This is a genomic window from Rhodococcus sp. AC861, assembly GCF_979256035.1.
Genome location: NZ_CEEDMW010000135.1, coordinates 1 through 230, shown reverse-complemented (window position 1 = coordinate 230; position 230 = coordinate 1). Strand labels below are relative to the sequence as shown.

Below are 230 nucleotides of genomic sequence, written 5' to 3'. Positions count from 1 at the left end.
ACCTCGATGCGGCGATCACCGGCCGCGACGAGGAGCCCCGGTGAACCCTCGACGGGATGCAGCTCCGTAGTCCCGTCGACCGGGACGCCGTCGACCGACAGGCCCTCGGAGATATCGGCACCGACGTACACCGCAGCGTCGTCGGCACGCCACAGGCCGGGCAGGTCGTCGACGGCGGCGTCGGTATCAGTGAGCAAGAACAGGCCTGTCCGCGCAACCCATCCCAACGG

The 230-nt window shown here is 69.6% G+C and carries 1 pseudogene; it reads right to left on the bottom strand.

Annotated features, from left to right (window positions below):
* Positions 1-197: pseudogene (locus AC0IX4_RS23450) on the bottom strand (DUF1684 domain-containing protein); the annotation flags it as partial.
* Between the last annotated feature and the right edge of the window lie 33 nt (positions 198-230).